This is a genomic window from Pseudoalteromonas sp. NSLLW24 (assembly GCF_015864725.1).
Taxonomy (GTDB): domain Bacteria; phylum Pseudomonadota; class Gammaproteobacteria; order Enterobacterales; family Alteromonadaceae; genus Pseudoalteromonas; species Pseudoalteromonas arctica.
On the sequence record NZ_JADYWQ010000003.1, the window covers coordinates 199,280 to 221,376 of the forward strand.

Genomic DNA, 22,097 nt, shown 5'->3' on the forward strand with positions numbered 1-22,097 from the left:
TTTTATTATTCACTTATATAAGCAACATCAGCGCACAACTTAACGTAGGGTCCAGCACTGGCGGTTTGCTAATTAGCGTAAATTTAAACGTAATACACTTATGTAAGTTGGTTTATATTTAGCCTACGCTAATAACTATGTACTGGGTGTAAGTAATTGTAAGATTATGTTTTAAGGAGGGCTTGTTGACCTTTCAGGATTGAAAATTTTCAACCCAAGGAGGGTCTAATCGCGGCGCGAGGTTTGTAACCTAGTAACAAAGAGTCAATCTCCCCTAGGCAGAACCCTTCGGGCAGCGAATGTTTGGTATTTATGCTGCGTTATCGCCTATTTATGGGGAATAACCACACTACATAGGCTCTGCATTGCCTAAATACCAAACAGTATGCTGCAAATTTAACCTCGAAAGATAAACAAGCCCTAATAAGAAAGGTAGTGCAAAACTCATATGGCAGTTAAGCGCTTTTAGCGGGTTTTGGTTATCAACGGCACAGCTTATTTTGCTCATTTAAATAAGCATCTACAAAATCTACTTCCATCGGTTTTGAAAAGTAATAACCTTGCAGGTGAGATACACCAATATTAGTAAGCGTGTTTGCTTGTTCAATAGTTTCAACGCCTTCGGCAACAACAGTAAAATCTAAAGATGAGGCCATTTGTACAATTGCATGAATAATACTTAACCCTCTTTTATCCATATTTTGAATAAAACTTCTGTCTATTTTTACTATATCTACACCAATATCAAGCATGCTTGATAGTGATGAGTAGCCAGTTCCAAAATCATCAATTGAAATACAAAAGCCTTGTTTTTGTAGTGCTTTAACGGCTGTCAAAAACGTGAGTTTATCTTCGGCAAATACTGATTCGGTAATTTCTATATGCAGATCTTTAGGCTCTACTTGGTGATTGTTTACTATTTTTAATACCTTAGTTACAAAATTTGGATCTTGTAATTGTATTACCGATACGTTCACGCTTACTGCAATTTTTGTCGGTAAATGGTTGAATTTATTTGCTTGTATACATGCTTGTTCTATGACCCAGAGGCCCATTTGGGTTATTAAACCGTATTGCTCGGCAATAGTTATAAATTCATCAGGGAAAATATTTTCACCGTCTAGTTGCCAGCGTAATAATGATTCGAAAGAGGTTACTTTTGATGTTTTACTATCTACAATTGGCTGAAATACTAGTCTTAAACTGTTTTCTTCTATGGCACTGGCTAGGCGTTGACTCAACAGGTACTCTCTTTCTTGTTTTAATTTGAGTGAATCGTTATAAATATTGATATTACCTTTAGCCATGCGTTTTTGGTGATACATTGCAATATCAGCAGAGCGAATTAAGGTATTTAAATCACTCCCGTGCTCAGGGTACATGGCCATTCCAATAGTTGCTGATACCCATTTTTGATATTTATATGTTTCATGCTCGGCGCTAATGCTTTGAAGCACTTTATTAGCAAACTCGATAAGCTCAGTTTGGTTTTGATACGTTGCTAAAATTAAAAACTCATCCCCGCCCCAACGGCATTTATAGAGTTTTTGGTTGCATACATTACTAATTCTCAGTGCTATTTCTTTTAATACTTTATCGCCCACCTTATGACCCAACGAATCGTTGATTTGCTTAAAACCATCTAAATCTACAAATAATAAAGCAAAGGGTTCTTTAGGGTTATCTGCTAGTTGTTTGTTTGCATTTTTTAAAAATGCGGTACGGTTTAATAGATTTGTGAGTGGATCGGTATTCGATAAGCGGTAAATTTCTTCAGTGCGTTGTTCGACCTTGTTTTCCACTTCATTAAGCAGCTCTCTGTTTTGGTTTTTGAGCTTGATTGCACTGTGTGTAAATGTGGCTGATTTGTACGAAGAGGCAATCATGATTGTGGCAAAAGTTAAACCTAATAACCCCAATACGTGTTGGTAGTGATCGTTTGAAAGCGCTAGCAAAAAAGAGTAGGGCGCCAATAAAGTAAAACTATATAGAACAGCGGTAAAACGACTTCCAGACAGCAAATTTGCAGAGCCACCGGCAAGCGCCGATAAAATAGCGATGGTCGTAGTAACTTCCACCGTAGATGAAGTGCTATGAAACCAAAGAGCATAACCACACCAAGACACGGCTGTTGATATACAGCCAATAGCAAAGCGATTTAGATAAGAATGTGTGTTGTAAGGTTGGCGAGAATTTTGAGCTTTCAAAAAAAGCCCTACATCAATAATACGTAAAGTAAGCACGCACATCATTATGCCTAACCAGACTACTTTATCGTGGTTAGTTTTCTCATTAGTTATATCAAAAGCAAATACTAAAGCAACGCTGACTAGTACAGAGACTGCAATTCCGGAAATAGCATTCGAGTATAAAATTTTGAGCGCTTCTTTTCGCTCATTATTACTTAAATTGTTATATGGCACTAATTAAAACCTTTTTCAAAAACAACCCCTAGGAAATTAAGTAAACCATTTAGCAAATTACACTAATGCAATACTGGTAATACAAAGAGCTTAATAAGCCTTTACGCAGCTAAATAAAACTTTAATGTAAAGTAAATATAGTTTACGGGAGGGATAAAAAAAGTTTAAAAAGTAAAAAGGCCCAAAATAAATATTTATTTTGAGCCTTAAAATTATCAAGCAGGTTAAAGTGTTAACGACTTTACTTGCTGTTCTATAGATTTAACCTTCGAAATCACTATCGTTATGGCGCTCTGCCATTTGCTCTTCTTCAGGACCCCATGTGCGATTTACGCGACGACCGCGCTTTACTGCGGGGCGCTCTGATATTTGCGTAGCCCAGCGTACAAGATGGGTGTATGAGGCAACATCTAAAAACTCTGCTGCATCATATAAAGCTCCAAGCACTAACGATCCGTACCACGGCCAAATTGCAATATCGGCAATTGAGTATTCATCACCTGCCATGTATTCATTTTCGCTTAAATGTCGATTTAACACGTCAAGTTGGCGTTTAGTTTCCATGGTAAAACGGTCAATAGGGTATTGCATTTTACTTGGTGCGTAGCTATAAAAATGACCAAACCCACCACCTAAGTAAGGTGCTGAGCCCATTTGCCAAAATAGCCAGTTACGACACTCTGTTTTAGCTTTTAGATCTTTAGGTATAAGTACATCAAATTTTTCAGCCAAATACTGTAAAATAGAACCTGATTCAAAGATGCGAGTAGGCGGCGTGGTTGAATGATCCATTAGCGCTGGGATTTTTGAGTTTGGATTAATATCAACAAAGTCAGATCCAAACTGATCGCCATCACCTATGTTTATTAAATATGCGTCATAGTCTGCATCGGTGCAACCAAGCTGTAAAAGCTCTTCAAACATGATTGTAGCTTTTTGGCCATTAGGTGTCGCAAGAGAATAAAGCTGAAATGCGTGCTCACCAATAGGTAGAGTTTTGTCATGAGTCGCGCCTGCAATTGGGCGGTTAATGCTGGCAAACTTACCGCCACTTTCACTTTCCCACGTCCATACTCTTGGTGGCGTGTATTCGTTTTTATCACTCATAAATAACCTCTGTTAGATGAAATACATATATGGTAAATGTGGCCATAAAAAATTAATTAAAGGCCCTAATACTTAATTTACCGACCTTTTAATTTATCGGCTTTTGCTAATCTATAACCTAAAAACAACCCGCTTAGCGCTCCAAATAAATGGCTTTCAAACGATACATGATAGCGCTGAGGTAAAACACCCCATATAAAACCGCTATAAAGTATAGCCACTACAACTGCAATTATAATTGATTTTAATGAGCGTCTTACTAAGCCGTAGCATAGAATAAAGCCCCATAAACCATATATAACACCGCTTAAACCAACATGTATGTTACTGCGCCCAAATGCCCAAACTAAGAGTCCACCGACTAGAGCGGTAAAAATAAATACGTTATAAAAACGTTTTACGCTGTACTGGCAAATTAGCCAGCTTAATACTACAAATGGGATCATATTACTGGCAAAGTGCCACCAGCTACCATGTAAAAAAGGTGCGCATAGTATGCCAATTAATCCTTGGATACTGCGTGGATATATGCCTAAACCATTAAGATTTATGCCAGGTAGACTATTGATCACCTGTAGTACGAAGCAAATAACAACAATACTAAATATTGCGAAACGGGTACTAGTTAGTAATGACAGTGTGGTTGGCTTGGTTGCCATATAATCGCCCTAATTGACTTTAAGAGTTGCCAGTATAGGAATTGTATTTGCTAATGAAAAGCAATTAAAAAAGCACAGCATAAAATGCTGTGCTTAATTTTAATTATTACTCACTATTAACCTAATTTAGTTAATAGTTTTTTTGCAGCTAGTTCAGAGCTTGCAGGGTTTTGGCCGGTAATTACTAAACCGTCTTCTAGTGCTAATACACCCCAGTCGTCAGTTTTTTGATAATCGCCACCTTTTTTAATTAGCTCGTCTTCAACTAAAAATGGCACGATATCGGTAAGTTGCACTGCAGCTTCTTCAGAGTTAGTAAAACCAGTTACTTTTTTACCCGCTACTAATGCATTGCCATCAGCATCTTTAACATTTAAAAATGCAGCACTTGCATGGCATACCGCAGCAACAGGCTTTTGCTCTTTAATAAAGCTTTCGATAAGCGAAATTGAATCAGTGTTGTCAACTAGGTCCCATAATGGACCGTGACCGCCTGGGTAAAATACAGCGTCAAAATCGCTAGATTTTACTTCACTCAACACTTTAGTGTTTGCCATAAGTGTTTGTGCTGCGCTATCGGCGTCGTAACGTTTAGTTGCATCTGTTTGAAAATCGACAAGTGTACTTGTCGGGTCAATTGGTGGTTGACCGCCAGCTGGAGACGCTAATGTTACTTCAACGCCTGCATCAACAAATGCATAATAAGGGGCTGCAAATTCTTCTACCCAAAAACCTGTTTTTTCGCCAGTGTTACCAAGTTCTGCGTGAGATGTAAGAACCATAAGTATTTTTTTAGACATTGAATATATTCCTTCTGATGATTTAAATTGGTTTATCTTGCTTACCAATTACTATATGCACTAACAGAGCTTTAAACAACGATGATAAATTTAACTTTATTGGTTTAATAATTGATACAATAGAGGGGTTGAATTTAAAACACGCTACGGAGCACATATGAAGGTGTCGTTTGAGCAGTTAAAGAGCATGGTTGTATTTGCGCAAATTGTAGAGCAGGGCAGCTTAACCGCTGCTGCCAAACAGCTAGGGCTTACGCGAGCAGTTGCAAGTTATCATTTAAAAAAATTAGAAACGCAGCTTGAAGTTACTTTACTAAATCGCTCAACCCGTACCATGGCGCTCACTGAAGCAGGCATTGCTTATTATGAGCGTTGTAGAATAATTACCGAACAAGCTAATGCAGCTAATCAGCAAATAGAAAATATAAAGAGTGAGCCACAAGGTTTACTTAAAATTAGCTGCCCTGTTAATGTGGGAATGCAGCTAATTGTGCCCGCAATAAATACGTTTAAGCGCCAATACCCTAAAATTAAAATAGACTTACAGCTTACTGACGATGTGGTTGATATTATTAAAAATGGGTTCGATTTTGCAATTAGGGGTGTGGCACTGAGTGACTCCAACTTGCAAGCAACCAAGCTGACGACAATGAGCACTTGTATTTGTGGCGCGCCGGATTATTTTACACATTTTGGTAAACCTAAAACACCTTTAGAATTGGCAGATCATCAATGGGTGGTTTATCAGCTAGGAAGTAAAACGTTAACACTTTCAAAAGATGGCAAAAAACACGACATTACAATGCAAGGCGCCTTAAGTACTAATAACGCAGCTGCACGTACTGCCTTTGTAGAAGCGGGGCATGGCATTGGGCGTATTCCGCTTTACGATGCGTGGCCTAAAGTACAAGCTGGGCTACTTGAAATAATATTAGATGATTATAAAAGCAAAGATATTGAACTGTACGGGGTATTTCCGCCAGGAGCTGCGGGTTCTAAAAAGCTACGGTTATTTATTGATTACTTAAAAGCGTATTTTGTAAAACAGCATACCGCCTTGGGTATGCTGAAAAGCGTTTAATTATTTTCGCTTTTAAAGCATTTATAAAACACTTATAAAGTACGGCTAAATAATGCAACCGCTTGTTGATACATATTAATTGCAAGGGCTGCATCGTATCGCTCACCTTCATCACGCATAAAGGCATGTTGGGCATTAACTTCTTGCCATTGGTAATTAATGCCTGTGTTTACGCATTGCTGGTATATTTTAGTGCGGCCTTCTTGTGGCACATGCGGGTCTTGTTTACCCCATATAAAGTGAATTTCGCCTTGTATATCAGCCATGCGCTCAAATGAGTTATTACCTGATTTTGCAGGTAATGTATTGCTATGAATATCAGTCGCGTATAAGCAAAAAGCCGCTTTAATTTCAGGATTAAGCGCCGCTCTGTAAGCTAAATGCCCGCCAATACATACGCCCATAGAGCCTACTGTACTTGTGCAGTAATGTTGCTGCTTTATAAAGTCGATCATGGCTTGCGTGTCGCTATCATGATGCTCAAGTGGCTTTGCCCACTTATCTGCATTGCCTTTGTCTTTACCTGCATCGTCGTAAGCAAGCACAGTGCCCATAGGATTTAACTCGTGAAACACTTCCGGTACTAATACCACAAAGCCATGGCTTGCTAAAATAGCTGCGCTGCGTGCAATAGGTGCAGTTTGCTGAAATATTTCAGAATAAAAAATGATAGCAGGGAATTGCCCTTGCGCCTGAGGGCGATATACGGTTGTTCGCATTAAACCTGTAGGTGTTGGCAAGTCTGCATTATGTTGTTGAATTATCATAAAAGCGCTCAGTTAAATAAAATTATATAATGATATGGTAACTGAGCGCGATAAAATAAACGACTTTTGTTGTCGAGTATTTAAATACTTGCAGGCATTTTATTACAACTAGCGTAATAACTTACGGTAGCCGGCCAATCTGAAAATATAGCCATTACCCCCACGTCTTTTGCGAGTACATCAACGACTGTCATCATATCGCCATCGTTATCTATAACATCAGCAATAGATTGATAGTAATAACCACCACCTTCATTAAGCGGACCTGAGCGCTCAAGGCTCCATGCAATAAGCTCTAAACCTGCTGCTTTTGCGTCAATTGCGTATTGTGATGGCACGATATTATTTTCGTTATCTATTGTTAGCATCATCCAAATAGGAGGGGCTAAAATTTTAACGCCGTCAGCCACAAGTTCATCCATACCCGGTTGCCATGTTTGTGGGTTACTTGGATCAAATCCGGCTTCACTGTCGCGACCATCTAGGTATACGCTTTTATCTGCAAAGTCAGGGTTAGTGTTAATCCAGTATTTTACGTCATCAAGGTTAAACGATTGCGGATAAACTTTTGAGGCTGGCACGCCCATTTGTGTGTACTCGTCTAGCATTTTTTGCGCATATTGCTCTTGCGTCATTCCATCAAATGGCATGCTTACTTGTGGCGATTTAAGTTCTGGTGTCATTTTTACACCTAGCTGATTAAACAGTGCAATGCTTTGTTTATGGGTCATCAATGTGCCGTTGGTGGCATATAAGTCAGTGCGCCAATTTGGTGTACCATCCATGTAGTCGGCAACGGTCGTTGCATTAGTGTTTGCACCATCCATTTTACCTTCAAGGGTTAAAAATTCCGCTAAGCTTATATCACTGGTGCAGCATTTAGCTGACGCAGCAATACCATTAGTAGGGTCTGCTGGTGTAAATGGCACACTGCATTTAGCTGCAAGCTCAGGAATGGCTAATATATTAGTTGTGGTGTGTAAGTCGCATTGAGAGTGACGACATACTAGTTCTTTATCGTTTGTAAATGTAACATCGCATTCAACAATGCCTGCGCCCATTCTAGCTGCAGCAATGTAGGCTTCTTTGGTATGCTCGGGGTATTGCATTGATGCACCGCGATGACCAATAGAAAAATCGGTACGGTAAAAAGGACCTTCACTGCACGACTCTAGTTGTGTTTTTAAAGCGCTGTCGCTCATGTCATTAACTAGATAATAAGGGCGAGTGCCTAGTTGAATATCTGGCGCACTACCACTTGGTACCTCTACAACAATGGGCGTAGGTACTTCAACAATTTCCACTTCGGTGTTGGTAACAACCACCTCTTTTTCTACTATTTCTACATCGTCGTCGCAGCCAGCAAGTGTGGCTAACAATATACAGCCTGTAAGTAAGGTAATACGTTTCATTGTTTATCCTTAAAAAGTAAAATTTGTACTACCTTAATGATTATTAATGACAATTTAGCTACAAGTTTATTAATTTACTTTTTATTAAGCATTTGATTCACTAATAATGCACCTAACATTATAGCTGCACCAATACTTAACCTAACTATGTCAGCATCTCTGTTCCAAATAAGCACGTTAACAATAATCCCTGCTGGGATAAGTAAGTTATTCATGACTGCCAGAGCTCCAACGTTGACGAGTGTTGCGCCTTTATTCCACATAAAGTAACCAAGGCCTGATGCAACAACCCCTAAATAAATCAGTATGCCCCACTGAGTAGAAGTGGTTGGTAATTTGTTTGAATTACCAAATAATGCATAACAAATTGTGGCAATAATAAGTGCGCCTATAAAAAACCATCCAAATACGGTTTTATCATCAAGCTTATTGTTCATCATTAAGCGTTTATAGGTTACTTGGCCTACAGCAAAACTTATGTTCGCACCTTGAACTAATAATAAGCCAATTATGAAATTGCTATTTAGGTTTTCGTAACGAATGGTAATTGCACCAATTACAGCAATAAGTGCGACTATAAAAAAGCGTGGGTTAAAATGTTTGTTCAATGCATCATTTAGCAAGGTAATGTACAAAGGAGTCATTACTGTAAATAGCAGTACTTCGGGGACGCTTAAAAATAAAAAGGAGTGGTAGTAAAAGCTATACATAACACCAAGTTGTATAGCGCCAATCAGCATGAGCTTTAAGGCTAAAGGTTTAGGTGTTTGTTTAAACTTTAAAAATGGTAAAAATACGAGGGTTGCTAGTGCTATGCGAATTAACACACTAAACCATGCATCAACCTGACCTGCTAAATACACGCCAATTAAACTAAATGAAAATGCCCAAAGTAAAGTTACTGCAAATAAGTACCGCATAGCCGTCGTCTTTTAATAATTAATGGCAGCAGTTTATCTGTTATAAATTAATGTATAAACAATAAAAGCCCGCAAGCGGGCTTTTATAAATTTAGTATATCAATAAATTAGTTTATTGATTACTCAACTAAACCACGGCGCTTAAGTAGTGCGTCGGTAGTTGGTTTCTGACCTCTAAACTCAATGTAGCTTTGCATTAAGTCGCGGCTGTTACCTTTTGATAGGATTTCTTTACGGAACTTATCACCATTTTTACGTGTTAAGCCGCCGTTGTTTTCCATATGTGCAAAGGCGTCTGCTGCAAACACTTCAGTCCATAGGTACGCGTAGTAACCCGCTGAATAACCACCTGCAAATGTGTGGCTAAAGAAGTTTGATTTATAACGCGGTGGAACAGGGTAGTAAGCAATACCGTGTTTTTCTAGCGCGTCTTGCTCAAACTTTTGAACGTCAGCTACTTTTTTATCAGAACCAAATGAATGCCATTCCATATCAAGTAGTGCAGCGGCTAAGTATTCAGTAGTGCCGTAACCTTGGTTGAATTTTTGCGATTCAAGTACTTTATCAAGTAAAGCTTGTGGAATTGGCTCACCTGTCTTGTAATGCTTAGCATAGTTTGCAAGTACTGTTGGTTCAATCATCCAATCTTCATTTGCTTGCGACGGAAACTCAACAAAGTCACGTGCCGTTGCAGTACCTGCTAGGCTTGGGTATTTAACATCTGAGAATAACCCATGTGCAGCATGACCAAATTCATGGAACATAGTAGACACTTCATCAAATGTCATTAGCGTAGGCTCGCCTGCAGCAGGTTTTGGAATGTTCTGCGCATTGTAAATAACAGGTTTGGTGCCTTTTAAGCCGCTTTCGCTAACGTATGCACTCATCCATGCGCCGCCACGTTTACCTTCACGTGCATATGGGTCTAAGTAAAATAAACCAATAGCGCTGCCATCAGCGTTAAATACTTCGTATACGGTTACATCTTCATGATAAACAGGAAGATCTTTACGTTCTTTAAACGTAATACCGTACAGTTTGTTCATTGCAAAGAATAAGCCATCGTGAATAACCGATTGCATTTCAAAGTATGGTTTAACAAGTGCTGGATCTAAGTTGTACTTTTCTGCACGTACTTTTTCAGCATAAAAAGTCCAATCCCATGGTTTAAGCTCAAAGCTTTCGCCTGAATCGTTAATCACTTTTTGAATAGCGGCTGCTTCAATTTTTGCTTTTTCAACTGCTTTTGGTGCTAGGTCATCAAGGATGCCGTAAACGTTTTCAGTTGTTTGCGCCATACGCGACGTCATTACATAAGAAGCCCAATCTTTGTAGCCTAAAAGCTCTGCTTTTTGAGCGCGTAGGTTGGTTTCTTTAATAATAATAGGGCCGTTAGTTTTTGCTGCACGGTTTGCAGAAGCTTTAAAAATTCGCTCACGTAGGTCGCGGTTTTCAAGGCTGCTTAAAATTGGTTGTTGCGTTGTATTTACCAAAGTGATCATGTAGCCGTCTTTGCCCGCTTTTTTAGCTGAAGCTGCAAGGCCTGCAATTTCGCCTTCAGAAAGACCCGCTAATTCACTTTTATCTGTAACTACAATAACGTCTTCTTTAAACGATTTTAAAATGTTTTGTGAAAACGCAGTAGATAGCTGAGCTAGCTCTGAGTTAATTTCACGCATTTTAGCTTTTTCAGCGTCATTTAATTTAGCACCTGCTTTTACAAACTGCTTGTAGTAAAAATCAACTAGGCGTTTATCTTCTGCGTTTAATTTATCTTGATTGTCGTAAATTGTTTGTACGCGCTTAAATAATTCACCGTTTAAGTAAATATCATCCGAGTGAGCAGATAGTACCGGCGCCATTTTTTTGCTAATGCGTTGGTATTCGTCATCTGAGATTAAGCCTGATAAATTGAAAAACGCAGCCGATACGCGATTTAATAGCTCCCCTGACAATTCCATTTTAACTAAAGTATTTTTAAATGTTGCAGGAGCAGGGTTGTTAGCAATCGCTTGTACTTGCGCTGTATGCTGCGCAATACCAGCGTCAAAGCCTGCTTCGTAGTCTTTTGTACCAAATTTATCAAACTCTGGTGCCATGTATTGTAATGGGCTTGGCTTAAATAAAACATTGTTTGCGTTCATGTCTTGCACTTGTGCTGCACCTTCTTTTGCCATGTTTTGTGTATCGTTAGATGAACAGGCCGATAATATTAAGGCACTAGCAATAGTAGTGGCGATCAGGGTTTTACGCATAATAACTCCATAGAAAGATTAGCCGGAATAGGCTTTGCGAGTCGAAAAACCTAGTTAACTTATCAAATTTTGGCGTTTATACAATAAAGTTTATCGGTATTAAGGGGGATTTGAACGCAAATTAGCTAATATTTAGCTTTAAGGGAGGTAAAAGTAGCTCTAAAAGTAAACACCTGAGCTACTTAATAAGTCGTTGAGTCATAATTGCTTAGTTATATCCAAGTACAAATTTTCTCTCAGAGCCAAAGTTGCTAGGTTGTTGTTGGCCAAACTCTTTGTTGATAGATGCCAGTGTTTGCTCTTGTTCTGCAAGAAGGCACAAAATTTTATTTCGGTAATCTAGGCTGCTTTCAAATAAATGTAAGTCTACCTGCGGCTGCAAAGTAGCGAGTCTTTGATTTAAAGTAAGTTGTGTCATAGGTGATCTCCAGTGCTTGTACACTATTTATATAGCACTCGGTGCAATAAATAGTTAATAAATTGTTCATAAAAAGTATATTGAACTTATTAACTTGGCGTTTTAGTTATATTATGACTGCTAAACTTACCCAACACTGAACCGCTTTCACTTTATAGCGATTTAAATTTAAAGCGCTCCTTTGCTTGTTTTGGAAAATAAATGACCTTAGAACACATAAACCAAATTCTTGCCTTTGTTGTATTTAGTTACAGCGATGTACACATTACCGTAGCAAAAATTATTAAAGTGCCTTTAATACTTTTCGCTATTTGGTTTATTGTGACGCGTATTGGCAAGCTAATAACAAAAACATTATTGGCAAAAAAGTTAAGCCAAGATGCCGTGCATTTATTTACACGTATCTACTTTATTTTAAGTATCGCTATTTTAATTTTTACATCTTTAGAAGTATTAAGCATACCGCTTACTGCGTTTGCTTTTGTTTCAGGTGCAATAGCTATTGGTGTAGGCTTTGGTGCTCAAAATATTATCAATAACTTTATTAGTGGCTGGATATTAATGTGGGAACGCCCAATACGTATTGGTGACTTTTTAGAGGTAGGCAATGCAAAAGGCGTGGTAGAAACAATTAATACTCGCTCAACGCGTATTCGCCGAAATGACGGCGTACATATGCTTATTCCTAATTCTCAATTGCTCGAAAATACAGTAACAAACTGGACGCTAATAGATGGCAATGCTCGCTCATCGGTCAGTGTAGGCGTTGCGTATGGAGCAGACGTGATACTGGTTAAAAAGCTTATTCAACAAGTGCTTGATGATCATGAAGCAATATTGGCTAATCCAAAGTCATCGGTGTTATTTGATGACTTTGCAGATAGCTCGCTCGTATTTAACGCTATTTTTTGGGTGTGCGCCGAGTCTGAAACCATGCTTAGAAAAGTACGCAGTGATATTCGTTTTAGTATTTACGCTGTATTTGAAAAGCATGATGTAGTGATTGCTTTTCCGCAGCGTGATATTCATATCGACGGTGAAATTGCATTTAAGCGCTCATAGCTCAAATATGGTAAATATTAAAAGTCGCTCTTGGGCGGCTTTTAATAAAAACACAGGTGTTTCTATTTTAGGTTAACATGTAAAACAATCCCTTCTTCCTACTCCATTTTATTAAATCCAATAAAGGACATATGTCCTCAATATTAGAATTTTGCATCTAAATAGTGATAAAAACACGTGATTTTGTAGTTAAATGTTGCAAAAAAGTTTCTAATTATGTCTATATTTATGCAGTAAAATTGTCACACAATGGTATAATCTTAATCGTTCGTTCAGCCTTATAACATCGTTTTTGTACTCTCGGTAATAAGGTCCGCGCGCATGACGCAAGTCGCGAAAAATTGAACGAGCCCGCAATGAATACATTGCGCAACACAAAAAACCGTTGAACAAGAGTGCACAAAAAAGGTTAAACCCAACATGAAAGCAATGAAAAGATCTACGTTAGCTACCCTAATCAATGCAACGTTGTTCTCTGCAGTAGCAGGTACTTCATTTTCTTCTTTAGCTGCTGAAGAAAAAACAGCTAAAAAAAGTAATCAACTAGAAGTTATTCAAGTAACAGCTCGTAAACGTGTAGAAAACGCTCAAGAAGTACCAGTAGCAGTATCTGCTCTACAAGGTGATAACCTTGATGCGTATAGCTCAGCTGGTATGGATATTCGTTTTTTAAATGCGAAAATCCCAAGTTTATCTATTGAATCTTCATTTGGTCGTTCATTCCCACGCTTTTACGTTCGTGGTTTAGGTAATACCGATTTCGATTTGAATGCATCACAACCAGTATCACTTGTTGTTGATGAAGTAGTTCAAGAAAATGCAATTTTAAAAGGCTTCCCAGTATTTGATGTTGAACGCGTAGAAGTATTACGTGGACCACAGGGAACTTTATTTGGACGTAACACGCCGGCTGGCCTTGTTAAGTTTGATACTGTTAAACCAAGCCAAGAATTTGATGGTTATGGCTCTGTTTCATACGGTAGCCGTGGCGCTGTAGACACAAGTGGTGCTGTAGGTGGTGCTTTAACTGACCGTTTATCTGCTCGTGTTTCATTATTATGGCAAGATAAAGACGATTACATTGATAACCAAGCTCCAGGCTTTGAAGCTAAAGACGAGCAAGGTGGTTACACTGAAAAAGCGGCACGTGTTCAATTTTTATATGAAGGCGATGATTTTACTGCTTTATTAAACTATCACACACGTGATTTAGATGGCTCGCCAATTGCCTTTCGTGCAAATGTAATTAAAACGGGTACTAACGAGCTAGTAGATAATTACGAAAGTGATGTTGTTTATCAAGATGCAGCATCTCGTTCTACTCAACAAGTAGAATCTGAAGGTGCAAGCTTAAAGCTTGAGTGGGAACTTAAAAATCACACAATCACTTCAATTTCTGCATGGGAAAGTGCTGAAATTTATTCTCGCGCTGACATCGACGGCGGTTACGGTGCTTCTTATATTCCAGATTTCATGGGGCCTGGTTTTATCCCTTTCTCTTCAGAAAGTGCTGATGGCATTCCAGATCACGACCAGTTGACGCAAGAGCTACGCTTATCTAGTAACTTTGATGGCGATTTAAATTATCAAGTAGGTGTTTTTTACTTCGATGAAGAACTAACAATTGAAAACTACAGCTACGATACATTCTCAACACCCGATGCTGGTGCTTTAAATGGCTATGTTCGTCAACAGCAAGATACTACAGCTTGGGCTGTATTTGGTTCTGTAGATTATACTTTTTCAGATGATTTAAAAGTAACAGCGGGACTTCGCTACTCTGATGACGATAAAGATTTTGTCGCTGACCGTACACTTAGCCCAATTGGCGGTGGTGCTTTACTAGTAGAGCGTGACGTTAGTGACGACCATGTTAGCTGGGACTTATCTGCAAATTATAAAGTAAACGATGATGTTAACTGGTACGGCCGTGTAGCAAATAGCTTCCGCGCACCTAGTTTACAAGGTCGTATTTTGTTTGGTGATGATGTAACAACAGCTGAGTCAGAAACTGTAACATCGTACGAAACGGGTATTAAATCAGACGTGTTAGATGGCCAAGGTCGTGTTAACGCGACTGTGTTTTATTACACAATGGACGACCAGCAACTTACCGCTGTAGGCGGTGGTGCTAACTTTAACCGTTTAGTTAATGCTGATAAAACGACTGGCTATGGTTTTGAGTTAGATACGCAGTGGGTATTAAGCGATGAGTTTAATGCAACGTTTAACTTGAGCTACAATAAAACAGAAATTAAAGATAACGATTTAGCTGTCGCTGTTTGTGCTCAATGTACTGTAACTGACCCAATTAATGGTTCTGGTCTTGCTGTACTTGATGGTAATAGCTTACCGCATGCTCCTGAGTGGATCTCTAACTTTACGCTTCGCTACACTAAAGAACTTGCCGATGGTAACTTCTTCGCAAGCGGTGATATTTCTTATCGTAGTAAAATCAATATGTTCCTTTACGAATCAGTAGAGTTTGAAGGTAAAGAGCTTATTGAAACAGGTTTGCGTACAGGTTACACATGGTCTGAAGGCGATTACGAATACGAAGTAGCCGCTTTTGTTCGTAACTTATTTGACGAGCAACAAGTTATTGGAGCTGTAGACTTTAATAACAATACGGGTATTGTTAACGAAGAACGTTACGTAGGTGCTGAGTTTAAAGTTAGATTTTTCTAACTAATAGCTAAAAGTATTTACTTTAAAAGCCTGCATTGCGCAGGCTTTTTTATTTGTATAACCCCTTTTAGAGCTGCTAAAGTAGCGCCTAATTGGTTTATTTAAAGAGAAGAGCAATGGCTGGATTTTGGAATTACCGTGTAATTTTTTGTGAAGCAACGAAAGATGAAGCAGCGCAATATCAAATACACGAAGTAGAATATAACCTGAACGGTAAAGTGACTAACTGGTCAGAAACAGGCGCAGCCCCTTTTGGTACAACACTTGATGAGTTGAAAGATGACTCAGATCGTTTAAAAACAGCATTTGAAAAGCCTGTACTTAAAGTTATGCGTAAAACGCGTGGCTACGAGCTTGTTGATGTTGATACGGGTGAAGAAGCAACGGGTGAGCCACCAGCAGGCTTAACGCAATAACAACAATTTAATAAAAGGTGCTTAAGGCGCCTTTTTTATTGTCAAAATTTGGCTTAGGTTAAATAAGGAATGAGGATGACATTAGAAGCAGTATTATTTGATATGGATGGCACATTAGTTGATTCAGAAAGCATGCACTTTGTATGTTGGAGTAAACTACTTAAGCCTTATGGTGTTAGTTATTTAGAAAGTGATTTTTGTCAGCGCTTTTCAGGACGACCCACTTTAGAAGCTGCCATCGACATCAAGCAAGAGCATAACTTATCAGTAAACGCACAATTTTTAGCGGATGAAAAATACCGTTTATTTGGCGAATATGTAATAACACATTTACCGCCACTAATGCCGTTTACTGAGCAAACGTTAAAAGCGGTAAAAGCGAGTGGCTTAAAAATGGCGCTAGTAACAGGCAGTGCTAAAAGTGAGGCTATGCCGATACTTAAAGGTTTAGGCTTTTATGAGCTGTTTGACACTGTAGTAACAAAAGACGATGTAACTAATCCTAAACCTGCTGGAGACCCATATTTATTGGCACTTAAGCAGATAAATATACAGGCAGGCAATGCAATAGCCGTTGAGGATACATTTACCGGCGTTACGGCGGCCAACAACGCCTTGTTACGTGTTGTAGCCATTGCTAATAGCCACACTAAAGATCACGATTTCAGCCAAGCTACCTATAAAATGAGTAACTTAGATGAGTTTTGGCAATGGGTGCAATCTCAACTATAGTTTAAGCCAACTTTTACTTGCTTGGATGCGCTAATGTTTACTATTAAACACCTGCTTTTAATTGTTGTTGTACTTTTTACGCAATGTATAAGTGCAGCACAACCCTCTGTTTTACTGGCTAAAGTATATAACGAAACTAAACATTACGATGTAAGTAAGTATTTAGTCAGTGAAAAATATGATGGCGTAAGAGCTATATGGACCGGCACGCAGTTTGTTACTCGCAAGGGCAATATTATTAATGCGCCGAGTTGGTTTACAGCGCCATTGCCAAATGTATGGCTTGATGGTGAGCTATGGACCAAGCGTGAGCACTTTTCTAAGCTTAGTGGCATAGTAAGAACTAAAAAACCTAATAATCATGATTGGCAAACTATTACTTATAAAGTATTTGATATGCCAGATAAAACCCTGCCTTTTAGCACTCGTTATAAAAATTATAATGAGCTTATTACTAGCCTAAACTCGCCGCACATTAGCGTTGTAGTTCAATATAGCTTTACTAATAATGAGCAGCTCACAGAATATTTTGAAAACATAACTAAGCAGGGCGGCGAGGGCGTAATGCTACATTTGGCTAGTGCTAAGCACAGCAATGGGCGAAGCAGTGCATTACTAAAATTAAAACCTTATTTAGATGCAGAAGCGGTTGTGATTGCGCATTTACCAGGTAAAGGAAAATACCAAGGTATGTTAGGGGCATTAAGGGTAAAAACAGCACAAGGGCAGGTGTTTTCTATTGGTACTGGGTTTAGTGATGCAGAGCGCTCAGCTCCGCCTGAGATAGGTAGCACTGTAACGTACCGATTTCATGGATTAACAAAAAACGGGTTACCGCGTTTTGCTAGTTTTTTACGAGTAAGAGATAGTTTATAACATTTATAATTTTTACAAAGTGTGCTAAATTGCGCGGCCTTTTTGGTAATGTGTGGTGAAGTATGTTTGTAGGTTTTGATTACGGTAGTTCTAATTGTGCTATGGGTGTAATGAGCGAGGGTAATGTTCAATTAGTACCGCTAGAGCAAGGAAAACATTACTTACCGTCTACACTTTACACTCATCACAGTGCCTTGGTTGTTGACTTTGTTGCTAAGCATTTACATGGCACAGCCCATGAGCATGACTTTTTAACACAGCGCCAAGCATTATTAAATACCTTACCTCGTATTAAGTCAGACCTTGATTTACAGCCTTCAGATGAAACCCTATTTATTGGTCGTGAAGCGATTAGCGAGTACGTGCAGTTCCCTGAAGAAGGCTACTTTGTTAAGTCCCCTAAATCATTTTTTGGCGCAACAGGTTTAAAGCAAGGTCAAATTAACTTTTTTGAAGATATCGCAACCGCGATGATCTTAAAAATTAAGCAACGCGCTGAGCTCTCTTTAGGTAAAACACTTACACAAACAGTGATTGGTCGCCCAGTAAACTTCCAAGCTGTGGGTGGTGAGCAATCAAATCAACAAGCGGTCGGTATTTTAGAACGCGCTGCTAAACGCGCTGGTTTTAAAGACGTAGAGTTTTTATATGAGCCACTTGCTGCGGGTATCGATTACGAGAGTGATTTAACTCAGGATCAAAAAGTACTCGTTATTGATATTGGTGGTGGTACAAGTGACTGCTCATTTGTACAAATGGGCCCAAGCTTTAGAGGAAATAGCCAGCGCGATGGCGACTTTTTATCTCACAGTGGTAAACGTGTTGGCGGAAACGATTTAGATATTGCTTTGAGCTTTCATGGTTTAATGCCGTTATTGGGTTTAGGCAGTACGTTTAAATCAGGTCTACCTTTGCCTAATCAAGCGTTTTGGCAAGCGTGTAAAATTAACGATGTAAATTTACAAAGCCAATTCTATAGTGAAAGCCATACCCGAGAGCTAAATGCACAATTACGTGATGTAAGTGCACCTGAGCTTTATAAGCGTTTAATACATTTACAGCAAAACAAGCAGGGTCATCAGTTAGTACAACAAGGTGAAGCGGCTAAAATAGCACTTTCGTCAGCTAGTGCGTTTGATTGTGATTTAAGCTTTTTAGATAGTGGGCTGAATAAAAATGTATCGGTAAGCGATTTAGCTGTTGCCGTTGAGAGTAGTATTAGCCAAATAGTTACTTTAGCAAAACAAGCAATCAGCGACGCTGCGACCACGCCAGACATTATTTACTTAACAGGCGGTAGTGCACAGTCACCATTGATTAAAGCGGCTTTAAGTGAGCACTTAGGTAATATAAAAATGGTTAACGGGGACCACTTTGGTAGTGTAACTGCTGGCCTGACTAAATGGGCCAGCATGCTTTATAAATAACCTAGATTACAATTGAGGTTTAAAGATCTATTTGTCGGGTTGCGAGGTATTTTTCGTAATCTGGCAATGTACGTTCAAGCTCTACATCCATAAGTGGTGAGCTTAATAACATATCTGCACTCACCTCATTACACGCCACCGGAATATTCCAAACAGCGGCTAAACGCAGCAGTGCTTTAACATCAGGGTCATGAGGCTGTGATGCTAATGGGTCCCAAAAAAATATCAAAACATGTATCTCATGTTCAGCTATTTTAGCGCCAAGTTGTTGATCGCCGCCCATAGGACCACTTAATAGCTGAACCACATCAAGTCCCGTGGTTTTTTGAATTAAATGCCCGGTAGTACCTGTGCCATATAAAGTGTGCTTACTTAGTATTTCTTTGTGCTTTTCACACCATAATTTTAATGCTGCTTTTTTACCGTCGTGGGCAACTAAAGCAATATTTTTTTGTGCGGGAAGAGATTGTGTTTTTTGTTCCATGCTGATTCTTTTTTATTAGTTAGCTTAAACTCTGGGTAATAAATCTCTTAACCAAAGTGCAGGTTAGTTAAAATAATAGATTGATAGCAAGGGCTATAAATACAATGCCGGTGATCCTATCAATCCAAAGTTGGCTATTTGGGTTACGTCTAAAAAACTGTGCAATTTTGTCGCCAAAATAAATATACGTGCAGTCAATCGGAAAAGCAAAAATAGGGTAAAGCAAGCCAAAAAAAGCGAGTTGAAAAGTAGCAGATGAAAGCGTTGGATCTACAAATTGCGGAATAAATGCAATAAAAAACAGCGCCACTTTAGGGTTTAGCACTTCAGTCATCATGGCTTGAAACATGACATTACTTTTTTTACTGGTACTTATATGCGGTTTATCGGTTTGCTTGTCATCAGATATAGGCTCTGGCTGCTTTAGCGTGCCTTTAATCATCATAAATCCCAAATAACATAAATATGCTGCGCCTACATATTGCACTGCGGCATAGGCACTTGGGGAAGCTTTTAGGACTGCGCTTAGGCCTACAACAGCAAATAGAGTATGAATAACCCCACCTAATGCAAAACCAAAAGCACTTTGCATACCGGCGCTTCGACCATTAGCAAATGTTTGTGCCATCAAAAATGCATTTGATGGCCCAGGTGCTACAGCCATTAAAAAGCTGGCTAATAAAAACGAGGCTAAAAAATCAGGATTGATCATTGAGCGCTTTTAGTTGGGTGTAAAGTATGTGCTTTTTTGCTCATTAAAATAATCCAAAGCGGAACTAGTAATAATAAATGAAAAGCAATTAACCACGGTGTACTTAACCCCAAATATTGGGTTAAAACAACGAGTATACTCGCGCCACTCATTTGCATAGCACCAAGTAATGCCGAGGCTGTGCCTGCTTGTTTAGGAAAACTCGACAGAGCCATACCTGCAGCTGAGCCTAAACTTAGAGCAAAGCCTAATGCTGCAATTAAAATAGGTAACATAAGCGCAAATGCCGTCTCTATACCGCTAAGGGCTAGCATTAAAACACCTGAAAAAACCAGTACACTCACACCGACACGCAAAGCACGTTGGCTATTTCGTTTAATGTACGTTGGTAAAATAAAACTAGCGACAATACTTATTACGGCATTTAACGTAAACCAAAAAGTAAAGTCGGCTACAGTGCCGCCTAAATGCGTAATAAGCCAGCCTGGAGCTAGCGTCACATAAACTAATATGGCCGACATTGAGACCATGCAAATTAGGCTATTAAACAAAAATACCGGTGTTTTTATAATAGGTGTAAAGCGACGTAAATCTAAAATATGCCCCTGATAATGGCTATCAGCAGGACGAGTTTCTCTAAAAAAGAATAGCGTAACAACAAGCCCTACAATGGCAAACGCGGTTAAAAACATAAAGTTCATACGCCAGCCAAATTGTACGGTAAGCCAAGCCCCTAAAATAGGTGCCATTGCCGGAATAAAGCACACAATCCCGTTAAGGTAGGTAATCATTTGTCCACTTCGTTCACTGCCATATTTGTCACGCACTATCGCAAATGCGACAACAAATGTGGCACAGGCTCCAAAACCTTGAAGGGCACGTGCAATCATCAATACTTCAAAAGAAGGCGAGTAATAGGCAAGTAATGCTGAGCCTGCATATAAACTTATACCCACTATAGCCACTGGCTTTCGGCCAAACCTATCGGCCAAAGGCCCCGCAATTAATTGGCCTAAACCTACTGTTAGCATAAAAATAGCAACGGTTTGCTGAACTTGTTGTTCTGTAACTGCAAATTGTTCTGCAATAGTAGGAAAAGCGGGTAAGTAAATATCGATTGCCATAGGGCAAAATATAACGAGTAACGCTAGGATAAGTAACAAAGTCATATTAGGTTTAGCGGGCTGTGTTTGCATTGAGTCTCCTTTTGCCGAGTATTTTAGGTGGGCACTCGTAAAAAAGAAAGGGCTTATGACCCCTGCATAGGTTGTCATTTTTATTTTTTGATTGGATTAAGCTAAAAAGGCAGCGTAAATGCACTTTTTAAAACTGGTCTGATGTGTTAATTTGAAAAAAGTAACTGTTGATGGAAAATAATAATGAGTAATAAATCTGCACTTGTACAAACATGGCATAAATTTAAGCGCCTACCTTTTGGGAATTGGCTTTTTACTAAAGCTGTTTGCTTTAAAGCGCCATATTTTGGTTCGATGAAACCTTACGTACTCGATCTTCGAGAAGGGCATTGTAGTGCGGTGGTAAAAAATCGTCGCAGCGTTCATAATCATATTGGAACTATTCATGCTATTGCGCAGTGTAACTTAGCTGAATTGTGTGCAGGTGTAATGGTTGATGCGACAGTGCCAGTTAAAACGCATCGTTGGATCCCAAAAGGCATGACAGTTAGGTATTTGGCTAAAGTAGATACAGATGTAAGGGCAGTCGCTGAAATTGATTTACCGCATAAGTGGATTGATAAAGAAGACTTAGTAGTACCGGTTAAACTGTATAATACCCGCAATGAGCTTGTTTTCACTGCAGATATTACAATGTACATTACTGAGAAAAAGTAACTTAC

The 22,097-nt window shown here is 39.0% G+C and carries 20 protein-coding genes; 8 read left to right on the forward strand and 12 right to left on the reverse strand.

Going from position 1 to position 22,097, the window contains the following annotated elements; all coding sequences use genetic code 11:
* Window positions 1-482: 482 nt before the first annotated feature.
* From I6E72_RS04170 to I6E72_RS04185, 4 genes are all read right to left on the reverse strand, one after another.
* Window positions 483-2,423: a putative bifunctional diguanylate cyclase/phosphodiesterase gene (locus I6E72_RS04170; protein WP_197111150.1), complete on the reverse strand. Its 1,941-nt coding sequence runs from the start codon at window positions 2,421-2,423 to the stop codon at window positions 483-485.
* A gap of 261 nt (window positions 2,424-2,684) precedes the next feature.
* On the reverse strand, window positions 2,685-3,530 hold the full coding sequence (gene yghU, locus I6E72_RS04175; protein ID WP_197111152.1) for a glutathione-dependent disulfide-bond oxidoreductase: 846 nt from the start codon (window positions 3,528-3,530) through the stop codon (window positions 2,685-2,687).
* A 77-nt stretch (window positions 3,531-3,607) separates the two neighbouring features.
* The gene (locus I6E72_RS04180; protein ID WP_010555361.1) at window positions 3,608-4,189 is read right to left on the reverse strand and encodes a rhomboid family intramembrane serine protease; all 582 of its coding nucleotides are present in this window, start codon (window positions 4,187-4,189) and stop codon (window positions 3,608-3,610) included.
* A gap of 116 nt (window positions 4,190-4,305) precedes the next feature.
* On the reverse strand, window positions 4,306-4,989 hold the full coding sequence (locus I6E72_RS04185; RefSeq protein WP_121955668.1) for a type 1 glutamine amidotransferase domain-containing protein: 684 nt from the start codon (window positions 4,987-4,989) through the stop codon (window positions 4,306-4,308).
* A 157-nt stretch (window positions 4,990-5,146) separates the two neighbouring features.
* On the opposite strand from I6E72_RS04185, the gene I6E72_RS04190 reads away from it, so the two are divergent.
* Window positions 5,147-6,070, forward strand: coding sequence for a LysR family transcriptional regulator (locus I6E72_RS04190; RefSeq protein ID WP_101164168.1), 924 nt, complete (start codon window positions 5,147-5,149; stop codon window positions 6,068-6,070).
* A gap of 32 nt (window positions 6,071-6,102) precedes the next feature.
* Here the strand turns inward: I6E72_RS04190 and I6E72_RS04195 are convergent, their stop codons facing one another.
* From I6E72_RS04195 to I6E72_RS04215, 5 genes are all read right to left on the reverse strand, one after another.
* Window positions 6,103-6,837, reverse strand: coding sequence for a dienelactone hydrolase family protein (locus tag I6E72_RS04195; protein WP_197111154.1), 735 nt, complete (start codon window positions 6,835-6,837; stop codon window positions 6,103-6,105).
* Window positions 6,838-6,917: 80 nt separating this feature from the next.
* Window positions 6,918-8,249 carry a glycerophosphodiester phosphodiesterase family protein gene (locus tag I6E72_RS04200; RefSeq protein ID WP_197111155.1) on the reverse strand — a complete coding sequence of 444 codons (1,332 nt, stop codon included), beginning with the start codon at window positions 8,247-8,249 and terminating at the stop codon, window positions 6,918-6,920.
* Between the two features lie 74 nt (window positions 8,250-8,323).
* Complete coding sequence (locus I6E72_RS04205) at window positions 8,324-9,169, reverse strand: carboxylate/amino acid/amine transporter (protein ID WP_024604670.1); 846 nt, start codon at window positions 9,167-9,169, stop codon at window positions 8,324-8,326.
* 119 nt (window positions 9,170-9,288) lie between these two features.
* A complete protein-coding gene (locus I6E72_RS04210) occupies window positions 9,289-11,424 on the reverse strand; it encodes a M3 family metallopeptidase (protein ID WP_165721311.1) in 2,136 nt (711 codons plus the stop codon).
* 208 nt (window positions 11,425-11,632) lie between these two features.
* Window positions 11,633-11,842 (reverse strand): hypothetical protein, encoded by a 210-nt coding sequence (locus tag I6E72_RS04215; protein ID WP_024590275.1) that lies wholly within the window; start codon window positions 11,840-11,842, stop codon window positions 11,633-11,635.
* A 201-nt stretch (window positions 11,843-12,043) separates the two neighbouring features.
* On the opposite strand from I6E72_RS04215, the gene I6E72_RS04220 reads away from it, so the two are divergent.
* The 6 genes from I6E72_RS04220 (at window position 12,044) to yegD (ending at window position 19,043) form a co-directional block, all read left to right on the forward strand.
* Complete coding sequence (locus I6E72_RS04220; protein WP_197111157.1) at window positions 12,044-12,904, forward strand: mechanosensitive ion channel family protein; 861 nt, start codon at window positions 12,044-12,046, stop codon at window positions 12,902-12,904.
* A gap of 420 nt (window positions 12,905-13,324) precedes the next feature.
* Window positions 13,325-15,592, forward strand: coding sequence for a TonB-dependent receptor (locus I6E72_RS04225; protein WP_165721312.1), 2,268 nt, complete (start codon window positions 13,325-13,327; stop codon window positions 15,590-15,592).
* A 116-nt stretch (window positions 15,593-15,708) separates the two neighbouring features.
* Window positions 15,709-16,008, forward strand: coding sequence for a hypothetical protein (locus tag I6E72_RS04230; protein ID WP_007581307.1), 300 nt, complete (start codon window positions 15,709-15,711; stop codon window positions 16,006-16,008).
* 75 nt (window positions 16,009-16,083) lie between these two features.
* Window positions 16,084-16,740 carry an HAD family hydrolase gene (locus I6E72_RS04235; protein ID WP_197111159.1) on the forward strand — a complete coding sequence of 219 codons (657 nt, stop codon included), beginning with the start codon at window positions 16,084-16,086 and terminating at the stop codon, window positions 16,738-16,740.
* Between the two features lie 33 nt (window positions 16,741-16,773).
* Window positions 16,774-17,616 (forward strand): DNA ligase, encoded by an 843-nt coding sequence (locus I6E72_RS04240; protein WP_197111161.1) that lies wholly within the window; start codon window positions 16,774-16,776, stop codon window positions 17,614-17,616.
* 62 nt (window positions 17,617-17,678) lie between these two features.
* Window positions 17,679-19,043: a molecular chaperone gene (gene yegD, locus I6E72_RS04245; RefSeq protein WP_007581315.1), complete on the forward strand. Its 1,365-nt coding sequence runs from the start codon at window positions 17,679-17,681 to the stop codon at window positions 19,041-19,043.
* A gap of 19 nt (window positions 19,044-19,062) precedes the next feature.
* On the opposite strand, the gene I6E72_RS04250 is transcribed toward yegD, so the two are convergent.
* The 3 genes from I6E72_RS04250 to I6E72_RS04260 all read right to left on the reverse strand — a co-directional run bounded on the left by I6E72_RS04250 (window position 19,063) and on the right by I6E72_RS04260 (window position 21,435).
* Window positions 19,063-19,527, reverse strand: a complete 465-nt coding sequence (locus tag I6E72_RS04250; RefSeq protein ID WP_002958191.1) for a methylglyoxal synthase — start codon at window positions 19,525-19,527, stop codon at window positions 19,063-19,065.
* A 67-nt stretch (window positions 19,528-19,594) separates the two neighbouring features.
* A complete protein-coding gene (locus I6E72_RS04255) occupies window positions 19,595-20,239 on the reverse strand; it encodes a LysE family translocator (RefSeq protein WP_101164159.1) in 645 nt (214 codons plus the stop codon).
* Window positions 20,236-21,435: a multidrug effflux MFS transporter gene (locus I6E72_RS04260; RefSeq protein WP_101164158.1), complete on the reverse strand. Its 1,200-nt coding sequence runs from the start codon at window positions 21,433-21,435 to the stop codon at window positions 20,236-20,238. The genes I6E72_RS04255 and I6E72_RS04260 overlap by 4 nt, the downstream gene beginning before the upstream one ends.
* A gap of 183 nt (window positions 21,436-21,618) precedes the next feature.
* On the opposite strand from I6E72_RS04260, the gene I6E72_RS04265 reads away from it, so the two are divergent.
* The gene (locus I6E72_RS04265; RefSeq protein ID WP_193226136.1) at window positions 21,619-22,092 is read left to right on the forward strand and encodes a hotdog fold domain-containing protein; all 474 of its coding nucleotides are present in this window, start codon (window positions 21,619-21,621) and stop codon (window positions 22,090-22,092) included.
* Window positions 22,093-22,097 lie beyond the last annotated feature (5 nt).

Bases quoted from the DNA above. Each gene is read 5' to 3' on its own strand.
- I6E72_RS04195 (WP_197111154.1), bottom strand. From the start codon at position 6,837: ATGATAATTCAACAACATAATGCAGACTTGCCAACACCTACAGGTTTA.
- yegD (WP_007581315.1), top strand. From the start codon at position 17,679: ATGTTTGTAGGTTTTGATTACGGTAGTTCTAATTGTGCTATGGGTGTA.
- I6E72_RS04205 (WP_024604670.1), bottom strand. From the start codon at position 9,169: ATGCGGTACTTATTTGCAGTAACTTTACTTTGGGCATTTTCATTTAGT.
- I6E72_RS04255 (WP_101164159.1), bottom strand. From the start codon at position 20,239: ATGATCAATCCTGATTTTTTAGCCTCGTTTTTATTAGCCAGCTTTTTA.
- I6E72_RS04185 (WP_121955668.1), bottom strand. From the start codon at position 4,989: ATGTCTAAAAAAATACTTATGGTTCTTACATCTCACGCAGAACTTGGT.
- I6E72_RS04220 (WP_197111157.1), top strand. From the start codon at position 12,044: ATGACCTTAGAACACATAAACCAAATTCTTGCCTTTGTTGTATTTAGT.
- I6E72_RS04200 (WP_197111155.1), bottom strand. From the start codon at position 8,249: ATGAAACGTATTACCTTACTTACAGGCTGTATATTGTTAGCCACACTT.
- I6E72_RS04265 (WP_193226136.1), top strand. From the start codon at position 21,619: ATGAGTAATAAATCTGCACTTGTACAAACATGGCATAAATTTAAGCGC.
- I6E72_RS04190 (WP_101164168.1), top strand. From the start codon at position 5,147: ATGAAGGTGTCGTTTGAGCAGTTAAAGAGCATGGTTGTATTTGCGCAA.
- I6E72_RS04230 (WP_007581307.1), top strand. From the start codon at position 15,709: ATGGCTGGATTTTGGAATTACCGTGTAATTTTTTGTGAAGCAACGAAA.
- I6E72_RS04215 (WP_024590275.1), bottom strand. From the start codon at position 11,842: ATGACACAACTTACTTTAAATCAAAGACTCGCTACTTTGCAGCCGCAG.
- I6E72_RS04240 (WP_197111161.1), top strand. From the start codon at position 16,774: ATGTTTACTATTAAACACCTGCTTTTAATTGTTGTTGTACTTTTTACG.
- I6E72_RS04260 (WP_101164158.1), bottom strand. From the start codon at position 21,435: ATGCAAACACAGCCCGCTAAACCTAATATGACTTTGTTACTTATCCTA.
- I6E72_RS04210 (WP_165721311.1), bottom strand. From the start codon at position 11,424: ATGCGTAAAACCCTGATCGCCACTACTATTGCTAGTGCCTTAATATTA.
- I6E72_RS04225 (WP_165721312.1), top strand. From the start codon at position 13,325: ATGAAAGCAATGAAAAGATCTACGTTAGCTACCCTAATCAATGCAACG.
- I6E72_RS04235 (WP_197111159.1), top strand. From the start codon at position 16,084: ATGACATTAGAAGCAGTATTATTTGATATGGATGGCACATTAGTTGAT.
- I6E72_RS04250 (WP_002958191.1), bottom strand. From the start codon at position 19,527: ATGGAACAAAAAACACAATCTCTTCCCGCACAAAAAAATATTGCTTTA.
- I6E72_RS04180 (WP_010555361.1), bottom strand. From the start codon at position 4,189: ATGGCAACCAAGCCAACCACACTGTCATTACTAACTAGTACCCGTTTC.
- yghU (WP_197111152.1), bottom strand. From the start codon at position 3,530: ATGAGTGATAAAAACGAATACACGCCACCAAGAGTATGGACGTGGGAA.